This window comes from Streptomyces sparsus, assembly GCF_054776295.1.
The window spans coordinates 1-620 of sequence record NZ_BAAHCA010001631.1 but is presented as its reverse complement, the minus strand read 5'-3'; the positions used below and the strand labels follow the sequence as shown (position 1 = coordinate 620).

Here is a 620-nt window from a genome sequence, read left to right as displayed (position 1 = left end):
CCGGGGTCCCGGTGCGTGGGTGGATCCGCGGCGCCCGCCGGTGTACGGCGGCTGCGCGAGGCGCGCCGTCCGCACGGGCCGAGGGGTGGAGAACCGGCGGCCGGTACTCAGACGGCGGTGGTGACCCGGTTGGCCGCCGGCGGGCGGTGCGGGGCGATGACCTGCCCGTTCGGCAGCAGCTCGCCGGTGTCCTCGAAGAGCAGGACACCGTTGCACAGCAGGCTCCATCCCTGTTCGGGATGGTGCGCCACGAGGTGTGCGGCCTCCCGGTCGGCGGAGTCGGCTGAGGGGCAGGGCGGCTGGTGCTTGCACATGGCGGTGTTCTTTCGCTGAGGGGTGCTGCTCGTACGTTGCTGCGGTGCGGCGTTCATCGTTCCCCCGTGACGGTCTGACGAGTCGGATACCAGTGTCGTCCCGCGAAGGTCGTTCCGCAGGTATTTGGCGGCACCACCTCTGCACGTAAAGGGACGCAACGCCCAACCGGGCGGTTGCCGCCACCAGAATCACCAATTCGGGTGGTGCGCCCGCCCGACCTGACTAGTCCGCTCGGACCCCCGCCCGAGACCGTGTGCGGCCGGGGCCACACACGGCGCAGCCCCGCGACCACGGGCGGTCGCGGG

General features: G+C 71.9%; 1 protein-coding gene. It reads right to left on the bottom strand.

Features of this window, described 5'->3' with window-relative positions; translation table 11 throughout:
• Positions 1-107: 107 nt before the first annotated feature.
• Positions 108-314, bottom strand: coding sequence for a DUF5999 family protein (locus tag ACYVE9_RS30010; protein WP_461031009.1), 207 nt, complete (start codon positions 312-314; stop codon positions 108-110).
• Between the last annotated feature and the right edge of the window lie 306 nt (positions 315-620).

Bases quoted from the DNA above. Each gene is read 5' to 3' on its own strand.
- ACYVE9_RS30010 (WP_461031009.1), bottom strand. From the start codon at position 314: ATGTGCAAGCACCAGCCGCCCTGCCCCTCAGCCGACTCCGCCGACCGG.